This window comes from Actinokineospora iranica (assembly GCF_900101685.1).
Classification (GTDB): domain Bacteria; phylum Actinomycetota; class Actinomycetes; order Mycobacteriales; family Pseudonocardiaceae; genus Actinokineospora; species Actinokineospora iranica.
In genome coordinates, this window is record NZ_FMZZ01000001.1 from 390296 (window position 1) to 412881 (window position 22586).

General features: G+C 71.7%; 17 protein-coding genes and 1 pseudogene. 7 read left to right on the plus strand and 11 right to left on the minus strand.

All coding sequences use genetic code 11. The annotated features are described in order from the left end of the window. Window positions 1-214: 214 nt before the first annotated feature. A complete protein-coding gene (locus tag BLS56_RS32685; protein WP_267463895.1) occupies window positions 215-478 on the minus strand; it encodes a beta-propeller domain-containing protein in 264 nt (87 codons plus the stop codon). After that, window positions 391-969, minus strand: a complete 579-nt coding sequence (locus tag BLS56_RS01820; RefSeq protein WP_175482613.1) for a beta-propeller domain-containing protein — start codon at window positions 967-969, stop codon at window positions 391-393. The genes BLS56_RS32685 and BLS56_RS01820 overlap by 88 nt, the downstream gene beginning before the upstream one ends. A 123-nt stretch (window positions 970-1092) precedes the next feature. Between BLS56_RS01820 and BLS56_RS01825 the strand changes: the two genes are divergently transcribed. Next, a complete protein-coding gene (locus BLS56_RS01825; RefSeq protein ID WP_091447481.1) occupies window positions 1093-1677 on the plus strand; it encodes a DNA-binding protein in 585 nt (194 codons plus the stop codon). A 28-nt stretch (window positions 1678-1705) separates the two neighbouring features. After that, entirely contained in the window at window positions 1706-2359 is a 654-nt protein-coding gene (locus BLS56_RS01830; protein WP_091447483.1) for an RES family NAD+ phosphorylase, read from the plus strand. A gap of 361 nt (window positions 2360-2720) precedes the next feature. Here BLS56_RS01830 and BLS56_RS01835 read toward each other — a convergent pair whose 3' ends face one another. Then, window positions 2721-4658 (minus strand): S9 family peptidase, encoded by a 1938-nt coding sequence (locus BLS56_RS01835; protein ID WP_091447485.1) that lies wholly within the window; start codon window positions 4656-4658, stop codon window positions 2721-2723. Between the two features lie 107 nt (window positions 4659-4765). Further along, entirely contained in the window at window positions 4766-5827 is a 1062-nt protein-coding gene (locus BLS56_RS01840; RefSeq protein ID WP_091447488.1) for a TerC family protein, read from the minus strand. Between the two features lie 302 nt (window positions 5828-6129). Here BLS56_RS01840 and BLS56_RS01845 point away from each other — a divergent pair, with 302 nt between their 5' ends. The 4 genes from BLS56_RS01845 (at window position 6130) to BLS56_RS01860 (ending at window position 12335) form a co-directional block, all read left to right on the plus strand. Next, window positions 6130-8982, plus strand: a complete 2853-nt coding sequence (locus tag BLS56_RS01845) for an alpha/beta fold hydrolase (RefSeq protein ID WP_091447491.1) — start codon at window positions 6130-6132, stop codon at window positions 8980-8982. 107 nt (window positions 8983-9089) lie between these two features. Beyond that, the gene (locus tag BLS56_RS01850; protein ID WP_091448710.1) at window positions 9090-9971 is read left to right on the plus strand and encodes an ABC transporter permease; all 882 of its coding nucleotides are present in this window, start codon (window positions 9090-9092) and stop codon (window positions 9969-9971) included. A 160-nt stretch (window positions 9972-10131) separates the two neighbouring features. Beyond that, window positions 10132-11220, plus strand: coding sequence for a J domain-containing protein (locus BLS56_RS01855; RefSeq protein ID WP_091447494.1), 1089 nt, complete (start codon window positions 10132-10134; stop codon window positions 11218-11220). Window positions 11221-11408: 188 nt separating this feature from the next. After that, entirely contained in the window at window positions 11409-12335 is a 927-nt protein-coding gene (locus tag BLS56_RS01860; RefSeq protein WP_091447495.1) for an alpha/beta hydrolase, read from the plus strand. On the opposite strand, the gene BLS56_RS01865 is transcribed toward BLS56_RS01860, so the two are convergent. Beyond that, window positions 12336-13127, minus strand: a complete 792-nt coding sequence (locus tag BLS56_RS01865) for a hypothetical protein (protein WP_091447498.1) — start codon at window positions 13125-13127, stop codon at window positions 12336-12338. It lies immediately after the preceding gene. After that, complete coding sequence (locus BLS56_RS01870; RefSeq protein WP_091447499.1) at window positions 13124-13339, minus strand: hypothetical protein; 216 nt, start codon at window positions 13337-13339, stop codon at window positions 13124-13126. Before BLS56_RS01870 ends, BLS56_RS01865 begins: the two co-directional genes overlap by 4 nt. A 553-nt stretch (window positions 13340-13892) precedes the next feature. On the opposite strand from BLS56_RS01870, the gene BLS56_RS01875 reads away from it, so the two are divergent. Then, window positions 13893-15074: a toll/interleukin-1 receptor domain-containing protein gene (locus tag BLS56_RS01875; RefSeq protein WP_091447500.1), complete on the plus strand. Its 1182-nt coding sequence runs from the start codon at window positions 13893-13895 to the stop codon at window positions 15072-15074. A gap of 152 nt (window positions 15075-15226) precedes the next feature. Here BLS56_RS01875 and BLS56_RS01880 read toward each other — a convergent pair whose 3' ends face one another. The 5 genes and pseudogenes from BLS56_RS01880 to BLS56_RS01905 form a co-directional block, all read right to left on the minus strand. Continuing rightward, the gene (locus BLS56_RS01880) at window positions 15227-17179 is read right to left on the minus strand and encodes a vWA domain-containing protein (protein WP_091447502.1); all 1953 of its coding nucleotides are present in this window, start codon (window positions 17177-17179) and stop codon (window positions 15227-15229) included. Beyond that, complete coding sequence (locus BLS56_RS01885; protein WP_091448712.1) at window positions 17176-18573, minus strand: ATP-binding protein; 1398 nt, start codon at window positions 18571-18573, stop codon at window positions 17176-17178. The genes BLS56_RS01880 and BLS56_RS01885 overlap by 4 nt, the downstream gene beginning before the upstream one ends. 73 nt (window positions 18574-18646) lie before the next feature. Next, window positions 18647-19839, minus strand: a pseudogene (locus BLS56_RS32955) (low temperature requirement protein A). A gap of 364 nt (window positions 19840-20203) precedes the next feature. Beyond that, complete coding sequence (locus BLS56_RS01900; protein WP_091447507.1) at window positions 20204-21163, minus strand: RNA polymerase sigma-70 factor; 960 nt, start codon at window positions 21161-21163, stop codon at window positions 20204-20206. 138 nt (window positions 21164-21301) lie between these two features. Next, entirely contained in the window at window positions 21302-22489 is a 1188-nt protein-coding gene (locus tag BLS56_RS01905) for an NAD(P)/FAD-dependent oxidoreductase (RefSeq protein WP_091447509.1), read from the minus strand. Window positions 22490-22586: the final 97 nt, after the last annotated feature.

A 22586-nucleotide genomic window follows, 5' to 3' on the forward strand; every position in this document is an offset into this window, starting at 1 on the left:
CGCCAGTCCGCATGAATAGCAACTCGACCATTAGTGTCAACGTCCGAAAAATCCGGACAGTGATTAACGCCACTCAGGTTCACCGAAAGGGATGAGCGCCGCGGGCCACCGTCCGCCGCGCGTCCTTTGCCAGCCGACCGCGATCGATCATCGCGGATGCTCCGGAGCCCGATGGTGGGACCACCTCGGGCTCCGGATCGGCAGCCCGCCCGGGTCAGGCGAACGGCACCCAGGCGACCGGCCGCAGGGGGTCGAGGTCGGTCGCGAGCAGACCCGACGCGGACAGCGTCCACAGCGCCCCGCCCGCGACCAACGACCGGCGGATACCGCTGTCGGCTCCGGTTCGCCGCGGGTGCGTCAGCGTGCCCGCCTCGGTGATCGTGTCGCCGGTCAGCCGCAGCACCAGCGCGCCGCCTTGGCCCGGACCGCCGCGCGCGTCGACCGGCACCACGACCAGGCCGCGTTCGGCCCGGTACAGGAACGCGTGCGGGTCGAACTCGACCGCGGAAGACCCTCCCGGCGATGATAGCGCGCGATCGGACGCGCCTCGGCGCCGGTGGTGTCGAACAGCGACACCTGCGTGCCGGTGGCCCGGCCCTCATCGGTCGCCTCCTGCCCGACGCCGAGCAGCCGACCGTCGGCGACCGGATGCAGGTACGCCGAGTAGCCGGTGATCTTGAGCGCGCCGGTGACCCTCGGATTCGCCGCGTCGCTCAGGTCGACGGTGCAGAGCGGGTCCGTGCGGCGGAAGGTGACCACGTGGGCGGTGGGGCCGAGGAAGCGGACCGACTGGATGCGCTCCCCCACACCGAGACCGCCGACCCCGCCGACCCGGACCAGCGCCGAGCCGCGCTGGGCGAGCACGCTGACCGCGCTCTCGGCGCGCCGATCACCGCTATCGCCACGGCGACACCCGAACGGGGCCACCAGCGTAAGTCGCCGCTCATAACCGGATGGACGTAATGGCATGGCGGAGACGTTGCAGCTATGCTGATACAACGCTTTGTGTTGGAGTGTGTGCGGTCCGTGTCGATCTAGGTGAGTTTTCACACAAAGGCGCACGAACCCGCACATTCAGGCTACTCTAGGTGCATGACAGTCGCCCTGGAGACCCTGCTCGCCAAAGCGGGCCTGAGAGTCAGCCCGGTCGAGTTCCTGGAGCTCGTGGAGGACGCCGCGCGTCGGCTCTCCCCCGCAACGCCCGACCCGGCCGACTACTTCTCCACCGAGCAGCGCGACACCCTCTCCGACGTCGGCCTCGACCTGACCCCGCGCCGGGCGGACGAGGTCGACTCCCGCGCCCGCGCCGTGGCGGCCCAGGCCGTCCTGCGCGACTCGGCGCTGACCGTCTCCGCCGCCGCGCACGCCGTCGGCGTCGACACCAGCCGCATCCGGCACCGGCTCTCCGCGGGCAGGCTCGCGGGCTGGAAGGACCGCGGCGGCTGGCGGCTGCCCGCGTGGCAGTTCACCTCCGCCGGGGTGCTGCCCGGCCTGGAGGCCGTGCTGGCCGCTGTCCCCGACGACCAGCCGCCGCTGGTGGTGGCCGCGTTCATGACCACCCCGCAACCCGACCTGCGGATCAACGACCAGCCCGCCACACCACGGCAGTGGCTGCTCGCCGGGGGCGACCCGACCAAGGTCGCCACCCTGGCCTCGGTGCTCGGCACCCCCGCCTGACCTATACCGACGACTGGACAACTCCCCGATGGCACGGCTTCCCCAGCCGCCTGCTCCTGCTGTCCTCAAACCCCTCCTGCGCGTTGACGAGGACGTCCTCGCCGTGCACAGCGGCACCCACCTGGTAAGGGTCTTCGCGGCGGCGGGCGCGCACCGGCAGCGCTGGAACTCCTTCCGCTACACCGGCCCACTACCGCACGCCCGCTTCGACCCACACCCCCTCGGCCCGGACGGCGGGCCCGCGCCCGCACCCGGTCACGGCGCGCTGTATTTCGGGCTGACCGTGCGCACAAGCGTGGCGGAGGTGTTCCAGCAGACACTGGTCGTGGACCGGACGACGCGGCGGCCGCATCTGGTCGTGTTCCGGCCTCGGCGGACACTGAAGCTGCTTGACCTCACCGGACTGTGGCCGACGCGCGCGGGGGCCTCGCAGGAGATCAGCAGCGGGAACAAGATCATGACGCAGGCGTGGGCGCGGGCCATTCGCGCGGCATATCCTGATCTTGACGGGCTGTGGTACCGGTCGTCTATGGATGGCGGGGAGCCAGCGGTCTGCTTATGGGACCCGCCTGCGCGCACTGCTCTGCCTACTACGCCGGATGTGTTGCTGCCGTTGGATTATCCGGGGTTGGATCTGCCGTTGGCTCGGGTGTGTGAGGATCTGAACTACACGCTGCTGTGAGTTGCCTGGCTGGCTAGCTGTGTTGGTTTGCTCGATGGGGCGGGTGTGCTGCTCCGCTCCCGTCGAACATCTGGCAGGGGCAGTGCGGCTGGCAGAAAGGCAAGCTTGCCACTCCAACAACCCACCGAGTACCTGGCGGCTCTGGCAGCTTGTGTGCGGTTGGTAGGTGGGTGAGTGCGCTGTCCCGCCCCGTCGAGCATCCCGCTCAAACGCGCACTCAAAGCCCGACTTTCGCCGCCCCACGACCCCACACCAAAGCTTACCCGCCCTGGGGGACCGTCCCGAATCCATCCTATCGCCGCAGGTCAGCGCCGGGAAGAGGGGGAGCTTCGCCTGTGGACAACTTGGCGCATCGGGGGGTTTACAGGTGGTGGGACCACCAGTCCAGGACGGCGTCGAAGCGTTGTTTGCGGTGTCGGGGGGTGCCGGAGCGGGTTAGTTCGTGGCCTTCGCCGGGGAAGAGGAGGAGTTGGGTGGGGGTGCCGTTGCGGTGGAGTTTGACGTACATGCGTTGGGCCTGTTCGACAGGGCAACGCCAGTCTTGTTCGGAGTGGGCTATGGCGAAGGGGATGCTGATGCGGTCGGCGTGGGTCAGGGGGCTCATGGCCGTGCGGGCGCCGGGGGTGGGGCCGCAGTAGGCGTCGGCGAACCACCAGCCTATGTCGGAGGTGCCCGCGAAGGACTCCCAGCAATTGACGGCGCGTTCGCTCCAGGCCGCGCGGAAGCGGTGGCCGTGGTGGGCGGCCAGCCAGCCGACCATCCAGCCGCCGTAGGAGCCGCCCATGACGCCGACGCGGGTCGGGTCGAGGTCGGGGCGTTCCAGGGTGGCGTCGAGGACCGACAGGACGTCCGCCACGTCCACTGTGCCCAGTGCGCCGATGATGGCTTGGCCGTGGCGTTCGCCGTAGCCCGCTGAGCCGCGCGGGTTGGGGAGGACGACGGCGTAGCCCGCGGCGGCGTAGACCTGTGCCTCGTCGAAAAAACCCCAGCTGTAGTACCTGAACGGTCCACCGTGGACGACCAGGATGACCGGGTGTGGGCCGTCTCCTTCCGGGAGGACCAGCCAGCCGTGGGTGGCGTAGCCGTCCGGGGCGGAGGCCTTGATCTCGACCACGGGGCGCGGGCCCCTCGCGCGCAGTGGAGCAGAGAAGTCGGTGAGCCTGCGGGTGGTCTCGTCCTCGGCGAGGACGACCTCCCCTGCTGTGTCCCAAGTGGACACCGAACACACAACGCGGTCGCCGTCGGCGGCGAAACCCTTGACCACGGCCAGTTCTCCGGCCACCAGGGCCAATTCGGACAGAGTGGCGCCGTCCGCGCCTGACGCGACGCGGCGCAGTTCCACCGCGCCGCGGTTGCGGACGGCCACGAGCACGCCGGAGGCGGTGGCGACCGGCCTGCCCGCGTCCGGTTCGCAGTCCACGGTCTCGACGTCGGTGAGCCTGCGCGGTTCCCCGGGCGGGCCGTCGAGGGTCAGTGGCACCGTCCACAGCCCCACGTTGCGCGCCACGGCCGCGACGCCGTCGAAAGCCTCGCCGAGGAAGGCGACCGTGTCGTCGGCGACCATGACGGGGTGCTCGACGGTGCCCGCGCTGCGCGCCACCAGAATCGGGGCGCCGCCGTCGGCGGGGATGGCGTAGAGGTCGGCGCGCAGGGTGTCCTCGGCGCCCCAGTCGCGCTTGGCGCCGACCAGGATGTGCTCGCCCGTCGGAGTCCAGGCCGGGTTCAGGGGCTCGCCGTGGCCCTCGGTCAGCCTGCGCGGGCGCGCGGCGGGGTCGGCGGTGTCCACGACGAATACGTGGGCGGGCCGGTCGGTCACGAAACCGATGTCGTCGTAGCGGTAGTCGAGCCGGGTGATGCGGCGCGGCGCCTCCTCGTCCGCGGACGGGGTGTCGCCGTCGGCCGCCGCGGTGCCGTAGCGGCCTGGTTCGGGGACCCGGGCGACGAACGCGATGCGCCGCGAGTCCGGCGCCCACACTGGCGCGCCCGCGCCGAGCGGCAGCGCGGTCACCGGGCGGGCCTCCCCGCCGTCGACCGGCATCACGTGCACCTGGGGCTTGCCCGCCGGGCCGTCGCTGCGCAGAAAGGCGACCTGGGTGCCGTCCGGGGAAATCGCGGGCGCGACGTCCCGGAAACCGCGGGTGAACTCCTTCGCCCCGCCGCCGTCGACGCCGACGCGGTGCAGACCGCCCCGGTAGGAGTTCGCGGCGAGGTCGGCGGCGGTGACGCCGACGAGCAGCAGATCGCCGTGCAGGGCGGGCGCACCCGGCGCCGCAGGCAGTTCGATGTCCTCAGGGCGCACGAAGACGACCGTACCGGAACATTCGGCGCCGTCAGGGGCGCTTGTTATTCCCATTAGTCACAGAAAAGCGGGCGCCAGCGAGGGCGCCCGCTTTCACCGTGACCGGGTCAGCGCTTGTTCTCGACCGGTTCCGCCGACTCCAGGACGTCGAGTTCCCCCGGCACCTCGTCGGCGCTCACGCCAGTGTCGCCGTTCCCGGTGGCGTCGACGCGCCGCGACTTGATCAGGCTCGCGACCGTGGTGACGAGCAGGACGCCCACGATGACCGACAGCGACAGCCCGATGCCGATGGTCGGCACGTGCAGCGGCTCACCGTCGTTGATGAACGGCAGCGTGTTGGTGTGCAGCGCTTCGAGGACCAGCTTGACGCCGATGAAGGCGAGGATGACCGCGAGGCCGACCGAGAGGTAGACCAGCTTCTTGAGCAGCCCGCCGAGCAGGAAGTACAGCTGCCGCAGGCCCATCAGCGCGAACGCGTTGGCGGTGAAGACCAGGAAGGGCTCCTTGGTGAGCCCGAAGATCGCCGGGATCGAGTCGACGGCGAAGAGCAGGTCGGCGGTGCCGATGGCGATCATGACGATCAGCATCGGGGTGAAGTACCGCTTGCCGTCGATCCTCACGGCGGTCTTGGCGCCGTGGTAGGAGTCGGTCACCGGCAGCACCTTGCGGGCGAAGCGGGTGAGGCCGTTCTCCTCGTACTCCTCGTCTTCGCCGAGGCCCTGCCGGGAGAGCTTCCACGCGGTGTAGATCAGGAAGATGCCGAACAGGTAGAACACCCAGCTGAACTTGGCGATGGCGACGGCGCCGACGGCGATGAAGATGCCGCGCATCACCAGGGCGAGCACGATGCCGATCAGCAGCACCTTGTGCTGGTGGATCTTGGGCACCTGGAACGCCGACATGATGATCAGGAAGATGAACAGGTTGTCAACGGAAAGTGAATACTCGGTGATATAGCCTGCGAAGAACTCGCCCGCGTACTGGCCACCGGAGAACGCCCAGATCGCGCCGCCGAAGGCGATGGCGCAGGCGATGTAGAACGCCACCCAGCGGCCCGCTTCGCCAAGCGTGACCTCGTGCGGCTTGCGGTCCACGACGAGCAGGTCGATCGCGAGCAACGCGACCAGACCGCCCACCGTGGCAATCCAAACCCAGGCAGGGACAACCATCGATCAAACCTCCGGTGTACGGGCACGCGCCGACAACCGGAGGTCTCTTCCGCCGGATGCGATCCGGCCACCGGCACCGGGACCCGTGACAGGTCCGTGCTGACGACACCGGTGCGAAGGAATACTCCCCTCCGACACATTCACTGCGTAGTGATGCTTACCTGTCATTCTTACCTGTCACAGCACAACACACCAGCGGGCACCTCCCTTACCCGGGTTGGGGTAAGTCACAGGCACGCGTGCGTGACGGCCCGCTCACCCGCTGGGAACACTCTCAGCAACGGTCGCATACCGTCGTCGACGTGCCTAGGATCCCTCGCCTCCGCACGCGTCAAACCCTCACCGCACTGCTCGTCGTCGCCGTCGGCTCGGCCGGACTTGTCTGGCTGAACACCGGCGACGACCCGCCACCGGTGAGCACCCGTGACGCGTTCGTCGACCTGCTCAGCGGCCCAGCCCGCGACGAGCCTGTGAAGATCGACACCACCCTCTACCTTCCCGAGCGCACCCCCGCCCCGGCGGTGCTGGTCGCGCACGGGTTCGGTGGCAGCAAGGAGAGCGTCGAGTCCGACGCCCGCGAACTCGCCCAGCGCGGGTTCGTCGCGCTGGCCTGGTCCGCGCGCGGCTTCGGCCGCAGTGCGGGCCGGATCTCGCTGAACTCGCCCGACTACGAGGTAGCCGACGCCGCGGGCCTGGTCGACTGGCTGGCCAAGCAGCCCGAGGTCGTCCAAGACGGACCGAACGACCCCAAAGTAGGCGTGACCGGCGGCTCTTACGGCGGCGCGCTGTCGCTTCTGCTGGCGGGCACCGACAAGCGGGTCGACGCGCTGGCCCCGCTGATCACCTACAACGACCTCGGCCAGGCGCTGCTGCCGAACTCGGCGGGCTCCCAGGCCCCGGGCGCGTCGCCCGCGGCCAACGCCTTCGGCGCGGACGGGGTGTTCAAGCGCTCCTGGGCGGGCATCTTCTTCGCCGCGGGCATGGGCGCGGCCGGGCTGGCGAACCCGACCACGGACGCCACCGAGCCGGGCACCCGGGAGAACGCCAACACCGGCGCGGTCGCGGGCGCCGCCCCCGCGGGCGTCCCGGGCGGCGGCAGGCCAGCCGAGACCGCCGACCCGTGCGGCCGGTTCACCGAGGCGGTCTGCCGGGCGTACGCGCAGGTGGCGACCACCGGCCGCGCCGACCAGCAGACGGTCGAACTGCTGCGCTCGGTGTCCCCGGTCTCGGTGACGGACAAGATCACCCAGCCGACGATGCTGGTGCAGGGCGAGCAGGACACCCTCTTCGGCCTCGACCAGTCCGACGCCACCGCGCGGCAGATCAGCGCGGCGGGCGCCCCGGTCAAGGTCGTCTGGTACACCGGCGGGCACGACGGCGGCAGGCCGGGCCCGGAGTTGCGCGGGCAGATCGCCGACTGGTTCGACTTCCACCTGCGCGGCCAGGGCGAGGACCCCGGCACCGGGTTCGAGTACGCGGTGCGGGGCGCGCTGCGCGCCCAGGGCTCGCCGTCGGTGCGCACGGTCACCGCGGCCGCCTACCCCGGCCTGACGGGCGGGCAGGCGACCGAGCGGCGTCCGGTCGCGGTCACCGGCGACGAGCAGACCGTGGTCAACCCGCCGGGCGGGAACCCGGCCTCGATCAGCGGTATGCCGGGGCTCGGCGCGGTGATCAGCGGCTCGTCGCAGCTCGCCGGACGGGTCGCGATCGACCTGCCCGGCCAGTCTGCGCGGTTCGTCAGCGCGCCGATGACCGGGCAGCTGCTCATCGCGGGGGCCACGACGGCGACGCTGCGGGTGTCCACTGTGGGCGGTGCGCCCGCGCCGGACGGCGTGGTGCTGTTCGCCAAGCTCTACGACCTCGGGCCGGACGGGGTGCGGACGCTGCCGGGGTCGGCGGTGTCGGCTTTCCGGGTGACCGGACTGCCCGCCGACGGCTCGCCCGCCGAGATCACGGTGTCGCTGCCGGGGATCGTGCGGCCGATCGAGGCCGACCACCGGATCGAGCTGGTCGTGTCCACGACCGACCAGTCCTACGCCACGCCCGCGCAACCGGCCACCTACCGGGTGTCGGTCGCGCCGGGCACCTCGCTCTCGGTCCCGGTCGTGCCGGGGACGCGGTCGAGCAGCGCGCCGCCCGCCGGTCCGCTGATCGGCATCGCGGTGGTGCTCGGGCTGTGCGCGCTCGCCGCGGTCTGGGGCTTCGTGCGGCGCAGGCGCGCCGACGACGTCGACCCCGATCTCGCCGACGTGCCGATGGTCATCGAGAACCTGTCCAAGTCGTACCCGGGCGGGCTCAAGGCGGTGGACTCGCTGTCGTTCCGGGTGGAGCGCGGCCAGGTCCTCGGCCTGCTCGGCCCCAACGGCGCGGGCAAGACCACGACGCTGCGGATGCTGATGGGCCTGATCCAGCCGACCGAGGGCCACATCCGGGTCTTCGGGCACCGGATCCACTCCGGGGCGCCGGTGCTGTCGCGGATCGGGTCGTTCGTGGAGGGCGCGGGTTTCCTGCCGCACCTGTCCGGCCGGGCGAACCTGGAGCTGTACTGGGCCGCCACCGGCCGCCCGCTCGAACGGGCGCACTTCACCGAGGCGCTGGAGATCGCCGGGCTGGGCGCGGCGGTGGACCGCAAGGTCCGCACCTACAGCCAGGGGATGCGCCAGCGGCTCGCGATCGCGCAGGCGATGCTCGGCTTCCCGGACCTGATGGTGCTCGACGAGCCGACCAACGGGCTCGACCCGCCGCAGATCCACCAGATGCGCGACGTGCTGCGCCGCTACGCGTCCACCGGGCGCACGGTCGTGGTGTCCAGCCACCTGCTGGCCGAGGTCGAGCAGACCTGCGACAGCGTGGTGGTCATGCACCGCGGCAAGCTCGTCGCCTCGGGCGCGGTCGAGGACATCGTGGCCGGTGGCGGCGAGGCGACCTTCCGGGTGGACGACCCGGAGACCGCGGCCGAGGCGCTGCGCGGCGTGACGGGCGTGCACGGCGTGACCATCGAGGGCGACCTCGTGCACGCCAACCTGGACGGGACACCGCGCTCGACGGCGCTGACCGTGCTGGTGCGGGCCGGGGTCGCGGTCGAGCAGGCGGGGCCGCGGCGCCGCCTTGAGGACGCGTTCCTGCAGCTGGTCGGAGAGGAGGCCGCGCCGTGAGCAAGTCATCGGCACGACAGTCGGAGAACGGGCACAAGGCGTCGGACACGGTGCGGGTGGGCGAATCGGTGAGCACGGTCCACACCGACCCGGCCGCGATCGATGAGATGGCGGTCGCGGCCAGCCGGGAGTCCACCGCGTTCGAGCCGGACGGCTCGGTGGCGGGCTTCCGGCCGGGCCGGACGCTGCCGGTGCGGGTCGAGCTGGTCCGGCAGCTGCGGCGCAGGCGGACGCAGCTGCTGCTGGGCTTCCTGGTGCTGCTGCCGTTCATCCTGTGGGGCGCGTTCGAGTTCGGCGCCGACACCAGCGGGCGGCGCTCGGGCGGCTTCGTCGACCTGGCCACCGCCAGCGCGCCGAACTTCGTGGTGTTCGTCCTGTTCGCGGCGGGCAGCTTCCTGCTGCCGATGATCGTGGCGCTGTTCTTCGGCGACACGATCGCCTCGGAGGCGTCCTGGTCGAGCCTGAAGTACCTGCTGGCCATGCCGGTCCCCCGGCAGCGGCTGCTGCGGCAGAAGGCGATCGCGTCGGGCCTGCTGTCGGTGTTCGCGCTGGCGCTGCTGCCCGCGGTGGCGCTGCTCGTCGGGGTGGTCTTCTACGGCTCCGGCGAGGCGGTGAGCCCGACCGGGGATGCGATCGCGTTCTCGGACTCGTTGGTGGCCATGCTGTTCGCGGTCGTCTACATCTCGGTCAACCTGCTGTGGGTGGCCGGGCTGGCGGTGTTCCTGTCGGTGTCGACCGACGCGCCGCTGGGCGCGGTGGGCGGGACGGTGCTGGTGGCGATCCTGTCGCAGATCCTCGACCAGATCACGGCGCTGGGCGGGCTGCGGGACTACCTGCCGACCCATTTCGGCTTCGCGTGGTCGGACCTGATCGCCACCGACATCGACTGGGCGAACATGACCCGCGGCGCGTTCTCCGCGATCACCTACGCGGCGATCTTCGGTCTCCTGGCCGCCCGCCGCTTCCGCACCAAGGACATCACCAGCTAAGACAGCACGGCTGAGTCAGAGCCAACCGAAGACGGCGCTCCGAGGGCCGCTCCCGCAGCGCGGGGGCGGCCCTCGCGCGTTGGCCCGCCCCGGTAGATGATCATGACCGGGGCATGGTTCGCTACCGTTGTCCGGCGCGACAAGGAGGTGCACGGGACCGGTGGACGACGTCGACTACTACGAGCTGCTGGGCGTTCGCCGGGACGCCTCGGCAGGTGAGATCAAGTCCGCTTTCCGGGCGCTGGCGAAGGTCATGCACCCGGACGCGGGCGGCACGTCGGGCACGTTCCGGTTGCTCAAATCGGCCTACGAGACGCTGTCGGACGGCGCGAAGCGCGCCGAGTACGACCGGGGCCCGATCGCGGCCCCCGTCGAGGTCCCCCGGCCCCGGCCGAGGCCGAGGCGGCGGATGTTCCGCGACGAGCCCGCGTTCGTGCCCGCGGGCTGCGATGTGCCGCCGTCGTCGCTGCCGTGGTGGCATCTGACCAAGCACCAGCCGCGCATCGGATACGTCCGCACGCCTGGGCACGCGCCCGCGGCGGCGGCCGTGCTCGGCGGGGTGCTGTTGAGCGTTCCGTTGCTGCTGCCCGGTTTCCTGTCGTCCGCGGTGCTGGTCTGCTGGCTGGCCCTGCTGGCGGCCGCGATCGCCGCGGTGGTCCGACTGGCCCGGTCCTACCTGTCGGCCGTGCGGGCGCACCGGGACGCGGAGGCGGAGTTCGGCGAGCGGACCGTGTTCGGCGTCGCTGACGAAGAACCGGTCGGGGAACGGCTGACGGCCGAGTTGCTGGTCAACTATCTGGCTCGACTGCCTGGCGCGCGGGTCTTCCACGGCCTGTCGCGGCCGGGGTCGGTGTTCGCCGACGTCGAGCACGCGGTGCTGTGCGGGCACCGCCTGGTGCTGGTCGAGTCGAAGCTCTGGCTGCCCGGCCACTACGAGATCGACGACGACGGCTCGCTGTGGCGCAACGGCCACCCCTTCCGCGGCGGCACGACGGAGTTGTTCGGCGCGGTGGCCGCGTTCGCCGAGCACCTGCCCGGTGTTGAGGTGCGCGGCGCGCTGCTGGTCTACCCCAGCCGCGACGGCGAGGTGACCACCGACGACACACCCGGCCTCGGCGTCTCGGCGATGGTGCCCGAGGACTTCGTGCGCGACATGGGCGACTGGCTGTCGGTCGACTGCGCCACCGTCGACCACCACGTCCTGCGCGCCGTTCGCGCCCGCGTCGTCCGCGAGGCCGACGCGGCCTGACCGCGCGCGGCCGCTGGTGATCGGCGAGCAAGCCCGGTGCGCTCACGATCCTGATGGTTCCGCTCTGTGCGGGTATCACCTGATCGAGAGAACTGCCCGTGACCGTTGTTCGGCATTGCCGAACAACGGTACCGTGGCGTCATCGCCCGACGCCACGGCGTGCCGTGATCCGCACCGAGGGAGCGCCGATGAACCGCCGGACCCTGCTGTCGGCCGCCACCGCCGCGTCGGCCGTCCTGTTGGGCGTGAGCCCCGCGCGGGCGACCGCGGGCGGGCGGGTCCGGGAGAACCTGCGGATGCGCAGCCAGCTGCTCGGCACGGACGTGCTCTACTCGCTCTATCTCCCGCCCGGCCACATCTCGGCGCGCGGCCTGCCCGTCCTCTACCTGCTGCACGGCGCGAGCGGGGACAACACCGAGTGGCTGCGGGCGGGCCGGGCCGCCGACATCCTCGACCGCGCCATCGTGCGCCGCAGACTCCCGCCGATGGCGGTGGTGATGCCCGACGCGCGGCCGGACACGTCCAAGCCGTCGGTGAACCAGCCGCTGGGGTACTACGTCAACGACGCCACGGGGTCCTTCCCCTACGCGGACATGTTCGTCAAGGAGTTCGTCCCGAACATCGAGTCCGCGCACCAGGTGGGCGGCGCGGCCCCGCGCGCGATCGGCGGGCTGTCGATGGGCGGGTTCGGGGCGCTGTCCTTCGCTTTCCGCAATCCCGGCATGTTCGCCGCCGCCTTCGCCTTCAGCGTCGGGCACCGCACCGACGAGCAACTCGTCGCGCTCGACATGGCCGGGTACAACTGGCGCTACTCGCGCATGATCGGCGCGAACCTGGTCGGCGCGGACCGGCTCAACGAGCGCTATCGCCACTGGAACCTGGTCGACACCGTCAACCGCGCTCCGGCGGCGGACCTGTCCCGCGCCCCGTACTTCCTCGACTGCGGCGCCTACGACGACCTCTTCGAGGGCAACGTCGACCTGCACCTGGCGCTGACCCGCAAGGGCGTGCCGCACCGGTTCCTGTCCCGGGAGGGCGCGCACGAGTGGTCGTACTGGACCAGCGGCCTCCCGGCCGCCCTGGACTTCCTGGCGGGCCACCTCGGCGCGGCGTGATCAGCGGTCGGCCAGCGCGGCGGACAGCGGGCCGAGGCGGTCCAGGACACCCGTGGCGGCGGCCACCGCGGCGAGCCGGGCGCGCGGTGGGCCGGGTAGGTCGCCGACGGCGGCCGCCAGGCGGGTCATGCCCGCGGTGTCGAGGCAGGCGAGCAGCGGCAGGATCTCGTGGGCGAACTCGTCGTCCGCGGTGGCCATCGCGGACGCCACCGCGGGCAGCCGGTCGTCGGCGATCTGGGCGAACAGGGCGGGAAAGCGGTCCTGGCTTTCGCTGAACACCGCGCCGCGCAACAGGTTCTCCTCGTCCAGCGTGGCGACGACCACCCGCAGCGCCTCGGCGGAGAGCTTGTCGACGAACTGGCCCATGGCGATGTGGTCGCCGCGGCCTGCCAACTCGCGGGCGACCTCGGTGATCATCTCCGGGGGCAGCCGGGTCAGCACCGCGCCCACCCGCCGGGGGTCGAGCCGGGCGGCGACGTCGGCGAGGAACCCGGTCGACAGCCTGCCCGCGAGGTCGAGCGCGCGGTCGGGCTCGAGCACAGCCGCGACCCGCGCGCACAGCGTCGGCCCGAACGACCGCTGCGCGATGGCCGCGGTGAGCGCGGCGGGCACGAGCCTGCTGGCCGCCGCGATCCGCTCGAACACCGCCCGGTCGGCGCCGAACAGCACGTCGGTTGCCCGTTCGCGGACGCGGCGCAGATCGGCCTCGGGCACGTCCGCCAGGTAGCCGAACCGCTCGGGGTCCTCGCCGAGCAGCCGGGCCAGCTTGGCGATCTCCGCGCGCGGGCTCACAGGCCGATCACCCGGCGCACCAGGACGCGCAAGGGCCGGGGCAGCGCGCGCAGGGACTCGTCGGTGGCCGAGGTCAACTCGGCGCGCTGGCGGCGGCGCGCGGACCGCAGCGCCGCGGCGAGATCGCGGGCCGCGGCCGGGTCGAGCGACTCGACGGCGGCGGGCAGCGGGCCGCGGAACTGTTCGCGCAACTCGGCGACCGCGTCGTCCACGGGCTCACCTCCACCGGTCTGGTCAGGACTGTTCTTTGTCACCGAGGTTCATGAAACCGCGGTCCTGGAACCACTGTCCGCCGCGCACGACGCTGAGTCCACTTCGGACAGAGCCGCCCTCCGGGCAGGCGGCGCCCCACCTCGACGGGCCGTTCGGCGAGGCGACGCCGCTCGCCGGGCGACCAGGTGCGATAGCCCGACGCGAGCACGCTTCCAGGCAGGCGATCCTACGGCCCGCGCGGTCCGCTTTCCGACGGGCGGGTCGGAAAGCTGTCCGGCGCTCGCGACCACGCGGCGAAAAACCTTGTGCGACTGAGCAACCTGGCGGCATGATCGAGCCACCGGCCTGCACTTCGGAAACGGACGCGGGCGGACACGCCGCGCGCCTGCGCTGTCGACGCAGGTCCGGTGATCCGGATTCACGGTTTCGGCGGCACACACGGCGGGCAGTCGATCTGTACTGTTGTGGTTCCCGACCACCGACGAGGATGGCGGGTGGCGAGTGCGCGACATCGGTGCGGGCGCCGTCGGCCGCTGACCGCGGAGTTGAACCATGCACGTGTTCGTCAGCCACTCGGTGCCTGATCGCGACGCCGCGGCCCGGCTGCGCGCCGACCTGGCGCAGTTGGGCAGGCAGGTGGTGCTCGACCGCGGCGAGCCGGTCGGCCCCCGGTGGTGGGAAAGCGTGCTCCAGCGCCTCCAGCGCTGCGCGGTGTTCGTGCTGCTGGTCTCCCCGTCGTCGGTGCGCTCCCCCGGCTGCCTGGCCCAACTCCGGTACGCGCGGGCACTGCGCAGGCCGGTGCTGCTGGTCCCGGTGCGGCCCGCGCCGCTGCCACCGGACGCGGAGGACGCCCCGGTGTTCGACCCGGCGGGCCTGGCCGGGCCGGAGCGGCTGACGAAGCTGCGGCGAGCGCTGATGTCGCTGCCCGCCGCGCCGCCGCTGCCCGATCCGCTGCCCCCGGACCCGCCGGTCCCCTACCTCGACCCGCTGCGCGAGCGGCTGGCCGACCCCGGGCTCGACCAGACCGACCTGCGGGAGATCTTCGACGAGTTGCGCGGCAGGCTGCGCGACGAGCACGAGCGGCCCGCCGTGTGGGGGCTGCTGGTGCGGCTGCGGGCGCGCCCCGGCTTGCCGCCGTCGCTGCTGGCCGAGGTGGAGAAGGTGCTCGCCCCGGGCTGGCAGCCCGACCCGGAGCGGCGCGTGGAGAAGCGCTACTGGGACGGGCAGGCGTGGACGACCCTGGTCCGCCACGAGGGCCGGGAGTTCAACGAGCGCCGCGTCCCACCCCCGGAAGCGACCTGGCCGGGCGACCAGGGCCTGGTGCGCGCCCGCCCCACCCCCACGACCCGCCCCGTCCCCCGTCCCCGGCGACGCCGGTGGCAGGCCCTCACGGCCGCGGCCGCCCTCGTCGCGGCGGCCGCGGTCGGCGGATACCTGTTCTTCCGCATGGAATCCGACGCCCCGGGCCTGACGGTGCGCGAGTTCGTGGACGCGGTGAACGTCGCCGACACCGCCGCCCTGAGCCACGTCCTGTGCGAACGCGACCAGGGCCGCGAACGGGAGCTGTACCTGCGCGGCGACCCCCGCATGACCCTGGAACGGGTGGAGGAGAACACCGACCCGCCCACGTTCACGGTGCTGGCCACCAGCAGCTCCACCAGCCGCACCGACCGGCGGACTTACCCGCTGGTCCTGGAGGCCGGGCAGTGGCGGGTGTGCTCACCCGCGCGATGATCCGGCCAGCGGCTGCCCTGCGGTCTGTGGGAGCGACGGCAGAGCCCGCTTCCGACCCCGTGGCCTGCCGACAGTCCGCTACGGCGCGCTGGAGGCGGGCAGGCCACAGCACGTAGGGCGAGATGGTGCCCTGCCAATCGACAGACCGCCGCCTAGCGCGATCTCCTGGTGCGGAGGTAGTCGCCGACCACGGCGCTGCCGAGGCCGTCGAGGTCGGGGGCGACGACTCGGCCGCCGCCGCGTTTGGCGACGAGGTCGACGAAGGCGGCCAGGCTGGGGTTGTCGCCGAGCATGAAAACCGTCACCGAGGCGCCGAGTTTGGCCAGGGCGTCGACTTCGGCCAGGGTTTTGCGCAGGGTGCGGTGGGTCGGGGGGTAGTTGAAGACGGCCTCGCCGTCTGGTTCCAGGTGGGCGGTGGGCTCGCCGTCGGTGACGATCAGGACGACGGGGCGGGCGTCGGGGTTGCGCCGCAGGTGCCTGCCCGCCAGCAGCAGGGCGTGGTGCAGGTTGGTGCCCTGCTCCCAGACGCCCTCCAGCGCGGTCAGCCGCTCGATGTCCACTGTGGACGCGTGCCTGCCGAAGGTGATGAGCGCCAGCTCGTCGGTGCGGAAGCGGGTGCTGATCAGGTGGTGCAGGGCCAGCGCCGTGCGCTTCATCGGGACCCAGCGGTCATCCTGGACCATCGACCAGGAGGTGTCGACGCACAGGGCCACCGCGGCCCGCGCCCGCCGCTCGGTCTCCACGACCTCCACATCGGACACGTCGATGCGCACCGCGCCTGCGCCCGCGGAAGCCGTGCGCAGCACCGCGTTGCGCACGGTGCGGGAGACGTCCCATGGCTCGGTGTCGCCGAAGGCCCAGGCGCGGGTGGCCCCCGTCGGCTCCCCGGCGGCGCCCGCGTGGGCGGTGTCGCGTTCGCCCCGGCGGGAGCGCAGGGCGCCGACCACATCGGACAGAGCGTTCTCGCCGAGGCGGCGCAAAGCCTTGGGCGACAGGTGCAGCGAGCCGTCAGGGCCGCGTTCGAGCAGGTTCTGCGCGCGCAGCTCGCGCTCCAGCTCGGCCAGCCTGCGGGCGTCGACGGTCGCCTCGTCGCCGAGTTGGCGTTGCAGCGCCTCGAGATCGATGTCCTCCAGCCGGGCGCCCGGGTAGGACTGGGCCAGCTGCTCTGCCAGGGCGTCCAGCTCGGCCAGGTCGGCCATGGCCTGCGCGCCCTCGCCGAGGCCGAGCGGGTCCTGGCCGCGGAACCGGGCCGAGGACGTCCAGTCCTCCCCCGGCCGCAGCGCCCGCAGGTTCGCGTCCAGGGTGGCGACCTGCTCGGCCAGCCGGGGATCGCCGAACGCGTTGGCCATCAGCTCGGAAAGCTCGGCGCGCTGCTGGGCGCTCATCGAGTTCATCATCCGCTGCGCCGCGGCCGCGCGGGCGGCCAGCGCGTCGATCAGCTCCTCGACCGTGCGGGGGTTCTCCGGGAAGAACTCGCCGTGCTTGCGCATGAAGCGGTCGAACCGGTCTTTCGTGTCGTCGCCGCGCAGGTGCGCGAGCAGCAACTCGTTGAGGTCGGCCATCATCGCGCGGATGCGCTCGGTGTCCTCTGGCCGCATCTGGTTCAGGGCCTGCTTCATGCCCTGGAACCGGGACTCCATCAGCTCTTGGCCGAGCTTGTCGCGGATCTCTTCGTAGGCCGCCCTGGCCTCCGGGGAACGCCAGTCGTACTCGGCGAGCTCCCGCACCGCCGCGGCCGTGCCGGGCGGCAGCGCGTCGAGCTGGGCCTCGCGGAACCGGGCGTCGTCGGACGGGTCGGGGAACAGCGCGGTCCGCTCGGCCGCCAGCGCGCGGTCGAGCAGCTCGCGGACCTCGCCGAGGGTGCCGTCGAGGTTGTGCCTGCGCTGGATGCGGGACCGCCGCTCCCACAGCCGCCGGGTCAGCTCGTCGAGCCCGGCCGTGCCCCGGGTGCCGCGGCGCAGCAGTTCCTCCAGCGCCGCGCGCGGCGACGAGCCCTCCATCACGTCCCGGCCCAGCGCCTCCAACGCCTCGCGCAGGTCGATCGGCGGCGCGAGCGGGTCGGGGCCGTCGTGCCAGGGCCCGTAGCGGTACCGGTCCGCGGTCATGGCCCGTACACCGCCGTTCCCGCGGTGTCGGACGAGTCCTTGGCGAGTTTGCGGCTCAGGTACAGGTACTCCAGGGCCAGTTCGACCGCGGCGGCGATCCGGCCGGGCGAGTCGGTGGCCTTCACGTCCAGGCGGGCGGCGACCTCGTGCAGCACCGGCAGTTCCGGCAGCGCCGCCAGCACCTCCGCGCCGGGCACCCGCTCACCGGTGGCGACCAGGTGGCCGTCGACCACCGCGTCGACCAGCGGCCCCAGGTCGAGCCCGGCGAACCGGTCGCGGGCGGTCTCGGCGACCGCGCGGCGCAGCAGGTGGGTCAGGTGCTCGGTCTCCCGGCCTTCCTCGCCGGACTCGAACTCCAGCTTGCCGCGCAGCACCGCGGGCACCGACTCCAGGTCGATGGGCCGGGCCACCGCCGGGTCCTCGCCGATCAGCGCAGCGCGCCGCAGCGCGGCCGCGCCGACGGTCTCCGCCGCGGCCACGGCGAAGCGGGCGGACACACCGGAGCGCTGGTCGATCGCCGATGAGTCACGCAGGTTGCGCACGAATCGGGCCAGCACCTCCAGCAGCGGGTCGCCGACCTCGGCCACCAGGTCCGCCTCCTGCCGCACCACGTCGACCTCCGCGGCGACGCTGCGCGGGTAGTGCGTGCGGATCTCGGCGCCGAAGCGGTCCTTGAGCGGGGTGATGATCCGGCCGCGGTTGGTGTAGTCCTCGGGGTTGGCTGTGGCCACCAGCAACACTTCCAGCGGCAGCCGCAACGTGTAGCCGCGCACCTGGATGTCGCGTTCCTCCATCACGTTGAGCAGCGCGACCTGGATGCGCTCGGCGAGGTCAGGCAGCTCGTTGACCGCGACGATGCCCCGGTGCGCGCGCGGGACGAGTCCGAAGTGGATGGTCTCAGGGTCGCCAAGGGCGCGGCCCTCTGCGACCTTCACCGGGTCGACGTCGCCGATCAGGTCGCCGACGGAGGTGTCCGGGGTGGCCAGCTTCTCGCTGTAGCGCTCGGACCGGTGCCGCCAGGCCACCGGCAGCGCGTCCCCCAGTTCCTCGGCCAGCCGCAGCGAGCGCGGCGTGATCGGCTCCAGCGGGTGCTCCCCAAGCTCGGAGCCCTCGATGACCGGGCTCCACTCGTCCAGCAGACCCACCAGGGTCCGCAGCAGCCGGGTCTTGCCCTGCCCGCGCTCCCCCAACAACACGATGTCGTGCCCGGCGAGCAGCGCCCGCTCCAGCTGGGGCAGCACGGTCTGCCCGAACCCCACGATCCCCGGCCACGGATCGCGCCCCGCGCGCAGGGCGGCCAGCAGGTTGTCCCGAATCTCGGCCTTGACGGCCTTGGGCGCGTGGCCTTGGGCGCGAAGCTCACCGACGGTGCGGGGCGCGGTGGCGGGGGGCATGTTCACAACGGTCACTCCTCGACGTTACGCAGATTCCGGCGACCGGTCGATGTGGAGTGGACTCCAGGGGCCCTCACGCCAGCCGGTGGCTGCCCTCGGCTGGCTCTTCGTGCTCCTCGGCGGCGAGCGCGGACACCAGCGCCATCAGCGGGGTGATCGCGACCAGAACAGCCCCGAGCACCAGTCGCTGAACCTTGACGGTGCGGGCGCACCGCCAGGAGATGGCGGCGTGGGCGACCAGATAGAGCGCCGTGCCCCCGAACAGCTCCCACAAGGGCGGCCCGTGCAGATGGTCGGCGGCGGTGTGCCCGTCAGCGCCGCCGACATACCCGAGCACCTTCTTGAGCCCCAGCGCCAGCATCACCACCCCCACGATCAGCGGCAGATGCAGAAACGAGAACGCCGACCGCGCCAACCGCGTCCGCGCGACCCCAGTGGCCCGGGCAAGCGCCCGTTCAGCGATGAGCGCATGGGTGTCGAAATACGCCACCACAAGCACGCGGAAACGGTAAGCCCCAAAACAGCCGCCACAATGATCGGCCAGGAAATCGCCAGGTGATGCACCCCGACCCCGATGGCCACGATCGACTCCCCCAGCGCGATGATCACAATCAACCCATGCCGCTCCGCGAAGTGCCGAGCCGAGTTGAGCCGCCACCCCGCGCCCCGATGGCGAACGTCCCCCCGTAGTCAGCCACCACCGCCGCGACCCACAGCAACGTCTGCGCGGTCCCACTGGTCTGGGAGGCGACCAGGAGCAACAGCGTCGCCGAGCATCGTCACCCCGAACTTCACCAACTGCACCCGCAACCCAGGATCACGCGCCGCCGCGATCCAGAACAACAGCAGGTGCACCGCCCGCACCACGAAATAGCAGAACGCGAACACCACCGGCCCCGACAACCCACCGTCAAGGTCGTGAAACGCCTCAGGAATAGCGATCGCGATGAGGAACATGGCCGCCATCGCACCCAACATCGCCGTGCGCGCACGACCCTCATCGGCTTTGACAAGGTTGGACAACCACGAATACCCAACCCAACACCACCACACGACCGCCAGCAGCAACGCGCCACGCGCCAAACTGCTCCGCGTCGGATCGTCCGCCATCAACGCCGTAACCTGCGTCAACGCGAACACGAACACCAGGTCGAAGAACAACTCCAGTGTCGTAGCCGTGGAACTCTCCGCGACCCGCTCCAACCTGGACCGGGACCATGCGGGCTTGCTCACACCCGCATCCTGACACGCTCCACCCCTCTCCACGCCCCGCAAAGCAGGTCATCCCCCACCCGCCGGCCGCACCCGAAGGCCACCCGAGCCTCCTGCCGTCCGCACCTGCCCCCGCAGGCGAGTTCTGAAGACCACCGGCACCATCACCAGGATCGATCCCGCGCGCCGGGCTCCCTGACTCTTCGGCAGGAGCCCGACAAAGACGCCCAGACCCGTTGTCGCGGTGCGGGCTGACGTGCACAGCCGGGTACAGGAACTGCCCGCATCACCGCCTGAGCCGCGGTGTCATTTCGTCACCGATGGTCATCACAGGGTGAACGGAGGGGCCTCGGATTCGGCGCGGGTCAGCTTCTGCGGGTCGCGGACGTGGTTGAGGGGCGCCAGTCCGCGACCGGTGTCATCGCAGGGTGAGTGGGGTTTCGGATTCGACGCGGGTCAGCTTCTCCGGGTTGCGGACGTGGTAGAGACCGGTGATGCGGGCGTCCTCGACGCGAACCGCGATGACACCGTCGAGTTCGCCGTTCACGCGGAGAACGAGTGCCGGGCTGCCGTTGACCACGGCCGGGCCAACGGTGAGCGTGGCATCGGTCTTGGTGAGACCGCCGACGATGAAGCGGGCGACCTTGTCCGCGCCGGTGATCGGCCGCGGCGCGGCCTGCTTGATGCCGCCGCCGTCGCTGATGGCGACGACCTCGGGGGCGAGCACATCGAGCAGACCCTGAAGGTCCCGGGTTTCCAGCGCCCGCTGGAACGCCGCCAGAGCGGCCCGGGTCTGGCTCTGGGTGACCACATGGCGCGGCTGGCGGGCTTCGACGTGGCGGCGGGCGCGGTGGGCGATCTGGTGGATGGCCGCGGGGGTCTTGCCGACGGCGGCCGCGATCTCGTCGTAGCCGATGCCGAAGGCCTCGCGCAGCACGAACACGGCCCGCTCGGTCGGCGTCAGTGTCTCCAGGACGAGCATGAGCGCCATCGATACGCTCTCGGCGAGCTCGATGTCCTCGGCCACGTCCGGCGCGGTCAGTAGCGGCTCCGGCAGCCAGGATCCGACATAGGCCTCCCTGCGGCGTTTCAGCGTGCGCAGCCGGTTGAGCGACAGGCGGGTCGTGATCCGGACCAGGTAGGCGCGCTGGTCGCGCACCCGCCCCGCGTCGGCCTCGACCCACCGCAGCCAGGTCTCCTGCAGGACGTCCTCGGCGTCGGCCGCCGAGCCGAGCATCTCGTAGGCGACGGTGAACAGCAGGTTGCGGTGGGCGACGAACACCTCAGTCGACCGGTCCGTGGCGTGGTCGCCCCTAGCCGGATGCTCTCCGTCACGACCGGCCCCCGGTTGCCCGCCGCCTTCACGCTTTACATTCACAACGTCCTCATTCACTGGTAGCCGTCCGAGCCGAGCCGCCGGGTTTGGTGCGATCGAGAATGAGACACCTCTCGCCGCACGGCACACAGCCCCGATCCGCTCACGATCGACCGGATCGGGCCATCGATACGTACCCGTTCAGCGCGGAGCCTGCGCCTTGTCGCGCTCGGTCTGCAGCCGCTGCCAGCGCTTGGCATCCCGGAACTTCCAGGTGTACCAACCGGGCGTGCGCGCTTCGTGGGCCAGATGTTCGATCAAGCCCGTGTAGCTGCTCTCCTTGACCTTCCCGCCCAGGCGGCCACCGAGGGAGAACCTGTTCGCGGTGTCGTCCTTGGCGGCCAGCTGCACGATGGCGACGCGCCGCCCCAGGCTGACGCACAGGCCGAAGAACCCCACCTCGATCAGTCCCGGTTGCTCACCGGCGATCCGGGCCAGCACCGTGTCGGCGGCGTGCGCGCCCAGCGGATTCGCGGCCTGGCAACTCATCCGCAGTGGCAGGTCCGACGGCGCCGCCGAGTCCCCAGCCGCGACGATGCGCTCGTCGTCCACGCTGGTCAAGGTCTCGTCGGTGAGCAGGCGACCGGCGGCGTCGGTGCTCAACCCGCTACGCACGGCCAGGTCCGGCACACCGAACCCGGCGGTCCAGATGGTCACCGCGCTCGGCAACTCGCGGCCGCCACCGAGCCGCACGGTATCGCGCGCCAGGGCCGTCACCTTCGCGTCCGGGCCGCCGAGCACCGTCACCCCGAGCTTGGCTAGTCGTTTCACAACCGAGCGTCGAACCCGAGGATGCAGGTACGGGCCGAGCACCCCGCCGCATACCAGCGTCACGGTGCGGCCCGCCTCCGCCAACTCAGCGGCGACCTCGATGCCGAGCATCCCGGCACCGACAACCGTCACCATGGCCGTCGCGGGTGCGGCGCCCAGGACCGGACGCAGCCGCCGCACCTCCTCCAGGGTGGCGATCGGGTAGGCGAACTCCGTCCCTCCGGGCACTCCCGGTTCAGCGCTGCCACTGCCGACCGCGTAGATCAGGTAGTCGTAGCCAACCGTGCCGCCCGACGCCAACGCCACGCCGCGCTCGGCCACGTCGATCCGTGTCGCGGTGTCGACGACCAGCCGGACGCGCTCGGCCAGGACATCTCGGTAGTCGACGACCGCGTCGCCGGACCCGGCCGCCAGTTGGTGCAGGCGGATTCGGTGGACGAAGGTGGGGCGCGGGTTGATCAGGGTTACGGTCACGTCGTGACGCTGGGTGAGACGGTTGGCCGCCATCACACCGGCGTATCCACCGCCGATCACGACCACCTCGGTGTTCTTGCTCATGGTGTCTCCCCTCGTTTCCGGAAGGTCGACCACAAGACACCGCATGAACGGACGTTCTGACAGCGTGTAGGACAGATCACTCCGCAGGTGCGGGCTT